The sequence below is a fragment of the candidate division KSB1 bacterium genome (assembly GCA_034505495.1).
Classification (GTDB): Bacteria; Zhuqueibacterota; Zhuqueibacteria; order Residuimicrobiales; family Krinioviventaceae; genus Fontimicrobium_A.
Map to the genome: position 1 here is coordinate 1 of JAPDQV010000054.1, position 7,346 is coordinate 7,346.

General features: G+C 52.9%; 4 protein-coding genes. All 4 read right to left on the bottom strand.

The annotated features are described in order from the left end of the window. Positions 1–341: 341 nt before the first annotated feature. Positions 342–1,853, bottom strand: a complete 1,512-nt coding sequence (locus tag ONB24_14320; protein ID MDZ7317285.1) for a hypothetical protein — start codon at positions 1,851–1,853, stop codon at positions 342–344. A gap of 87 nt (positions 1,854–1,940) precedes the next feature. Further along, positions 1,941–2,783, bottom strand: coding sequence for a C-type lectin domain-containing protein (locus ONB24_14325; GenBank protein ID MDZ7317286.1), 843 nt, complete (start codon positions 2,781–2,783; stop codon positions 1,941–1,943). Between the two features lie 36 nt (positions 2,784–2,819). After that, positions 2,820–3,881: a PorV/PorQ family protein gene (locus tag ONB24_14330; protein ID MDZ7317287.1), complete on the bottom strand. Its 1,062-nt coding sequence runs from the start codon at positions 3,879–3,881 to the stop codon at positions 2,820–2,822. A gap of 39 nt (positions 3,882–3,920) precedes the next feature. After that, positions 3,921–7,346, bottom strand: a 3,426-nt coding sequence (locus ONB24_14335; GenBank protein ID MDZ7317288.1) for a hypothetical protein, incomplete at its 5' end; no start/stop codon positions are given.

The following is a 7,346-nucleotide window of genomic DNA, read 5'->3' on the forward strand; positions in this document are numbered from 1 at the left end:
CAGAGGTGGGCGCTTTAGGCGCTTATAGCCGAAATGAATCTTTTGACCCGAATAAGCTTTGTTGCACCGCTTGGCCTGTTTTTTCACCCGCCTTCAATTTAATTTTCCATCCTTGCAGGTCCTTTAGTGCTTTATTTTAGGCAACGATAACGGCGATGAATGCTTTAGTGTTTGGTGAAATCCCCTTTTCATCCTCGGTTCAAAATTTTGTATACAGGCGGGGCAGAGGGACTCTATTTGCTCATCAAACCGAAAACCCGCTTGAAATTGCCTTCCATTTGTTATGGCAGCAATAATTCCTCTCCCCTCTCCCCTCTCCCCTCTTCCCTCTTCCCCTCCCCCTACTTCATCCTCGTCGCATAATCTATCAGATGCTCCGAAGTTAAAATGGGAAAATTGGGCACCGGATATTTGAACGGCTGTTCCGGCTGCTTGACGAGCATGTCGATCGAGGTCAGGGCAATGTTTTCAAAGGCGTCAAAGTCCAGTTCGATTTTCTTGTAATGCTTTTGAAACAGGCTGCGCACATAGGGATTCAGTCGGGTTGCAAGTATGTCGTGGTAATTCTTGTTGAAATTGCGCGTTTCGCCGACCGATTTCAAATATTGCGCCCGCTGATAAAGCGCCAAATAGGCGTCCCGCCACATGGCCGTGTGCCGCTCCACCGCCGGCACCCGATCATAGCCGCGTTTGTAGGCTTCGCGGGTCACATATTCGTCGCGCACCAAATCGGCGATTGCCAGCCGCAGCTGCTCGGCAAACTGATCCGACGGGAATCGCCGTTCACGGAAGACAAGGGGATGATAGAGCAGGGCACGCTGAAAGTCAGCCACCGTCCAGACTTGGCCGTCGATCTGGAAAAACGGCTGCTGCTTGAACTGCTCGTCCGGCATATCCTCGAGCGCCAGCTGCATATCCTTTTCTTCGATTTGCCAAATCTTGCCGGCGAGTTGATCTTTACGCTCCTCATCAGTACGAAAATAGACTTTGAACAGCATCTGCGAAACGCGGCGAAACACCTCCGGATTAAAGTCCAGGCGCTTCCCCTTCATGATCTGGGCGACGCGTTTGGTCCAAATCTCCGAGGCGTGCACCTGCGTCAGCTTTTCCTTCACTTTGTCCAAGCGCTGCTGCTGCTGGGTCTCGGTGACCGCCAGATTATCGCTCCAGCCCAAGATCTTGATGAAAAGATAGTCGCCGGTTTCCAGCTTGATCGGCTCCAAAATCTGCCCGACCTGCAGAGGTTGAGAAAAGAGCGCCTTGTGTACTGCTATAGCCTCAGGACTGTCGTAGGCGACTTTGCGCGTCGGCGGCAGCGCTTCGCCGGCTATCTGCTGAAAGAGCCCCTCGAAATCGCGCTCCCTGGGTGCGGTTTTGCGGAAACGATTGACGACCGCCGTGTCGCGCGTGGAAAAATAGGCAAGCTCATACTCGCGTCCGGCAAGACGAAAGGTCTTTTTGATCTCCGCAGTGTCAAGTTTGACCTTTGCCGTCGCCTCGACGTGATGCATCCACTGCCGCATGGCCTGCTCTTTGCGGCCTTTGAGAAAAAGCTGAAACCCCTCGTTCTTGAGCAGCGGACAGTCCTCTCCCGCTTCCATCGCCATCAGCTTTTCTGCAACCAATGAATTGAGCACGATCTTTTTATCGATATAGTTGTTCTGTCGGCAGTAATCAGGACGCGGCCAGTACTCGGCGCGGGCGATGAATTCATTGACGGTAATCGTCGCCTTGTCGCCGATGCGCACCAGGACTTTTTCTCCCTCCATCGGCGTCTGCCTGCGGCCGCAAAGCATGAATAGACTTGCCGACAAGATCATTACGAATCGCAATAAGTCATTTGACTTGTTCATTGTACTCCTATCAAAGCGGACCAGATACAAAAAAGGCGCTGCCCCTCAGACCGGCGGGCAGCACCTTTTAGCCGTATAGAATCGTGATTATTCCATTTCTAGAAAATATTCATGCGGCTGTTCGTGCCAGTTGGCCCATCTGCCGCTGCGATCCATAAAGTAAAAGATCTCGAAAAAGATGCCCGGATCAGTGGATTTTTCGGCAAAGTTTTCATAGGTCACCGGCTCGCCGTTTTCCCAATATTTGAGCGACCATTTCGGCGGTAACGGGTTGCCGTTGGCATCGGTCTTGTTCTCGTTTTCGTTTCTCAAACGCAGACCGATCCAAACGCTGTCAAGGCGGGCCATGGCTTTCTGCAGCAGCGCATTTTCCTGCGCACTGTTGATGGCCACCAGGTATCCACCCGCCTCTTTGCAAGCAGCAACCGCCTGAGCCCAAGTCTTCAAACTTTTCGAAAGATAATAATAATGTCCGCCGTAACTGCCGATGAATTTGTAGAAATCCGGATCCGCCCAATGTTTGACGATCTTGACATCGATCGTCTTGACGGCTTGGTTGCCGACATCGTTGAGAGTCAGTTTGGTCGCAGCGCCGCTGTCGCCGACGGCTATGGCAATCGCCGCTCTTTTAGGATCATTCGGCGTCGGCACCACTTTTAAAATGTTTTCATCAGCCGGCTTCCAGACATAGTTCGGGGTTTTGAGCAGACTGCTCTGCACGACCAAATCGACCGTATCGTCTTCGTTTATGAAAAGGGTCGTTACGCCGTAAGGCTTGAAGGCGTTGGGATTGATAAAGAGTCCCTGTCCCAAAATCTCGGCATTATTGACGGTAATTTCCGGCTCAGTATGGCTTCGCAGGCCGCAGCTGACGACCAAAGCTGCGGCTGCAATCAAAACCGCGGGATAAACGATTACATATTTGCGCATATCACCTCCAAAAATGTTAATTTCGGCCCTCCGGGCTTAAAAGGCGACGCCCAGGCTGGTACAATGAACATTGCCTAGAACGCCAAGCGTGCGATAGGCATAGTCGATGGAAAAAGCACGCGAAGGAGAGAGATAGTATTTTACGCCGGCGCCGAAGGTCGGGCCGTAATTCGACTCTACAAGAAAAAGACCTTTATAACCGCCGCGCAGGCTAAAGTTGCCGAATCCCGGCACAATAAACGTGTATTCGGCGCCGAGATTGATCGACTCGCTCATGTTGTTGGGATGCAGCGCGTCCACTTCAAACGTCAGGCGGTGATTGCGCTTGACGATGGGATTGACGGCCATGCCGACGCGGAAAATGAGCGGCAATTCCCAATCCGACATTTTATATTTAGCCTGCAGGTTCTGATAGTTGCCGTCGGCGCTCGGATCCATGTCGACCGGGAACAGCAGGTCGATACCGTCGTAGCGCATTCGACCGCCGTAATTGGAGATGCTCATGGCGATCTTCATGCCCTCTTCTGCTTCTCCGGTGGGCGAGAAAAAGGGAGTCTGCACCAGAACGCCCAAGTCCACCGCCAGCGCGCTTGCCGAAGTGTGCCAAATCTTGGACGAGATATACTTGGCGCTCGCACCGAACGAAAACCAGGTGACCAGGCTGCGGGCGTAGGTCAAATTGAAATTATAGTCGTAGGCGGTATATTGTTCTCCGGTTCCCTGTTGATATTCCAAAGTAGTGACATCAATATTTCCATAGTTCATGCCGAAAATGCCGAGTCCGATGGTACCGATGGTCGGGAAAGACAGAGCCGCACCGACAAACATGGTATTAACGTCGACCACCCAAGGCTGATACATGAACATGGCCTCGTTGTTGCGAATGAGCGCCAAGCCGGCGGGATTCCAATAGATCGCCGACATGTCGCGCGCCGACGCGACGTAGGCATCGCCCATGGCGATGCCTGCCCCGCCGACGCCGATCTCCAAAAAGTTGGCGGTGGTCGTCCCCATGCGGTAGGGCTGCTTGGCAAAAGCCGTTTGCTCTGCCGTCACCGCCAAAGCGATCAGCATCGTAAAAAGGTATCGCTTGCTCATAAGATCTATCCTTTCTCTATGCTTTTTTCCTCTTTGACGTTACTTGATGACCGCAAACTTGCCGGTGATTTCTTCTCCGGTCTGGTCATCTTTGACGTGATAGAAATACATGCCGGCGGCGATTTCCAGGCCTTCCGACGTCAGCATATCCCAGTGCAGCATGCCGTTGTTGGCCTGGCCCCAGCCGTTGTAGGAAGTGACGGCATCATCCGGAGCGTGCAGCTCGCGCACCAGGACGCCGCTGACTGTAAAGATCTTGATCGTGCAGCGCTCGGGCAAATTGGTGAACAACAGACGACGACGCTGATTGAGCCATTTATTGACTACCGAAGGCTCCATGAGGTTGGATGCCACATAGGGATTGGGAACGACGCGAATTTCGGCCATCTTGGATTTGAGCAGCGCGCGGTCGGTGGTCTTTTCCGCCGCGACGCTGAATAACACCGAGTCGCTCGCCATCCACGGCTTGAGGTAACGGATGGCATACACATCGTTGTTTTTCGGCAGCTCGCTTTCGTCACGACAGTTGAGAAAGTCAATGATGAAAATGACGCCGTCCCAGCGCTCTTTGAGGTTGTAGGAGCCGACCAGGATGCGGTCGCCGATCATGTCGAACTGACCATTGCGGTTAAGGTCTTGAACCACCATGTCCAGCAACGCCGGTTGTCCGGTCGAATCGGCAAAGTTCAAATTGATGATCTTGAATTTGAACTTTTGTCCCCAAAGCAGCTCGTTCGCTTCGAACTTGCGTTCGTTTTCGTCGCGTAAAGTTGCGCCTTTGGCTTTGGTCAAACGGGTTTCATAGACATAATCGTCGGAAAAAACGATGTTGTAATCCCATTTGAAATACTGCATGTTCTTTTCAACGAACGTGATGTTGATCGGCGAGCTGCCGGGCATCCAGCCGGAACGCGCATAGTCGTATTCCGGCAATCGATAGCCCATTTTGATTTTGAGGCGCAGGCCGTCAAAAACTTCGGAATATTTATAGTCGCTCGTACTGATGTGGTAATAGTCATCATTGGGATCCGTAGTTTCGTTGTCATAGCGCACGAGCGAGGTGAGGATATTTTTCGGAGTTAAAAAGCCGTCTTGGTTTTTGGTCAGCACATCCTCATAGACCACTTTATCCCCGGCGGTTTGGTCATAAACTACATAGCCGCTCGTTGTGTAACGATAGCCGTATCCGGCATGGAACCGATATGAGGAATCGATACGGTAAATCTTGAATTTGATTTTATAGGTGTGCCCTTTTTCCAAGGAGTTAAAGTCGACGACCTCAGGAACGATTTCGCCGGAGCCGGCAGCGCCGCGAAAATCCATATTGAATTCCGATTTGATGGTTTCACCGGCGGCAGGGGTTCCGGGAGTGACGATCGCCACGTTCGGACCGATGAACTCGATCTCTTCCCATTCATTTTTGCGGATCACGACATTGTTTTCCGACGGCGCGATACCATAGTTTTTGTCCTGAGTGACTATCGAGGTTCCTTTTAACTCGTCGCCGCGAATGCCGTAATCGTAAGCGACGATCGCATAGTAATAGGTGCGGCCGTTCTGCACCGTTTGGTCGCGGAACGAATAGGCCAGTCCGGTATCCTCGCCCAGATAATAGCCCATGCCGTTGAGCAGACCGTAATCCGTAAAGCCGCGGCGACCGTCCTTCAAGTCGCATTGAAAGATCGGTTTTTTCAAGGTTCGCGTACCGTACCCGTCGGTAATGATTTGGGGATCCTTCATATCCGGATCGGTCGATCGAAAGACTTTATAGCCTTCAAAGTCATTGACTCCGCTCAAGAATGGTTCGCGCGTCAGACGGTCGGCGCGGTTGTCCCACATCAACTGCACAAAGCCGTCGCCCGATATGGCGCGCAGCGTCGGCATTTTCGGCGGCTGCGCAAAGCGGTAATCCTTTTCATAAATGACCTGTACCGTCTTTTTCAAAGTGAACAGCGCCGGCGCCGAATGCTGCGGTGAATTTAGACCGGCCAAATCGTCATAGGAATGAAGCTGCGAGATGGAGATGAATTCGGTGTTGCCTTTGTACAGCGGAAAGATGGCGGTCGCAAAAAGCTCGAACAGGTTATTGATGTCTGTAGCACCCGATTCAAGCGAGTCGAGAAGCGTCATCCGCTCCCACATCGACTTGTCGTTGCGGAACCAGCCGTAATAGGGTTCGACATGGGGAATGGCCTCCGTATAAAGAAGCGTGGTCAAACCGAGCATGTCGGTTTCGGATACATCGGTCCAACCGAAATTCGGTTCCGCATACCCTTCGCGCAGGTCTGGGCGATGGTTGCATTCGGTGCCGTCTTCATCAGGTCCGTAATAGTTTTCTTCCCCGGGTGCCACGCCGTCCAAACCGACGTCGTCGCCGGCATATTCGTTCGGCTGATAAATGCCGTCGCCATTAAGATCTTCGCCGTCCTCCCAGTCGCCGTCTTCGTCCGCATCCCAATGGGGTTTGAGATCCGATTCCTTTTTGCCGTAAAAATGCAGAAAAGCCTGGAGGTCGACAATGTTGTCGGTCGGGCCGATGATCCGCGTCGCGGCATTGTCGCGGCGCTCGTCGATCAATCCGTCGCGGTCATTGTCCTTGCCGTCGCCGTAAATGCCCGGGCTTTCCAAGTAGGCATAACCAGCAGTTCCGGTCGGATATCCATCTTCTCCGACGCCGTCGGTATCCCACTGGTAGGACATGTTTAATTCGCGGCTAAAGCTGCCGTCTTCGCCGCTGTTTTCACCGCCGATATCGTTATCCAACCACGCACCGAAGGCCATGTAGGGCAAATCGTATTCCGAATTGTTTGCGATAGTATATTCCGAAAAGATACAATCCTGAGCCATCGGGTTGTTCCATTGGTAGAGGCGCTGTTTGACGCGTACTCCCAAACCTCCCCAAGGACAGCCTTTTTGCACCGTAACCGAAGGATCGAAATCGCCGATTTTGATGCCGGGGCGCGGATAGTATTTGACTTTATCATCGGGGCCGAGATATTCCTGATCCTGCGCGTCGTTGGCGACAAAATAAGCCTCCAAATCGGCGTACATTATGCCGCGGCCGAAACGGCCGTCCCATTCGCCGGCCCAGCGGCGCAGGCGTTTGGTGTAGAGCCAGCCCTCCGGAGGCCAGGAGTTTGGGTTGTTGCTCATGGCCGGCGTTTCGCTCAAATTGTTCATATAACCCGGCGCCGGGTGCAGCCCCCACTCGATCTGGCCGGTCGGGTCACGGTCCATCTCCTCGCGGTAGTTCGTTTCGCAAAAATAAAGCGTATCGATCAATCCCTGCAACGACATGACGCGAATCATCGTCGTATCGGTAACGGGAATAGAGTCCTGGGTAATGAACACCGGAGCAGTGATCAGCAGCCCGAGGCCGTCGTGCATCACGTTGCCGCCGATGCCCCGCGGCCAACGCACTGCGTCCTTGCGCGGATAGTCGCCCAATTCGGTGTTGTTTTTGAA

Bases quoted from the DNA above. Each gene is read 5' to 3' on its own strand.
- ONB24_14320 (MDZ7317285.1), bottom strand. From the start codon at position 1,853: ATGAACAAGTCAAATGACTTATTGCGATTCGTAATGATCTTGTCGGCA.
- ONB24_14330 (MDZ7317287.1), bottom strand. From the start codon at position 3,881: ATGAGCAAGCGATACCTTTTTACGATGCTGATCGCTTTGGCGGTGACG.
- ONB24_14325 (MDZ7317286.1), bottom strand. From the start codon at position 2,783: ATGCGCAAATATGTAATCGTTTATCCCGCGGTTTTGATTGCAGCCGCA.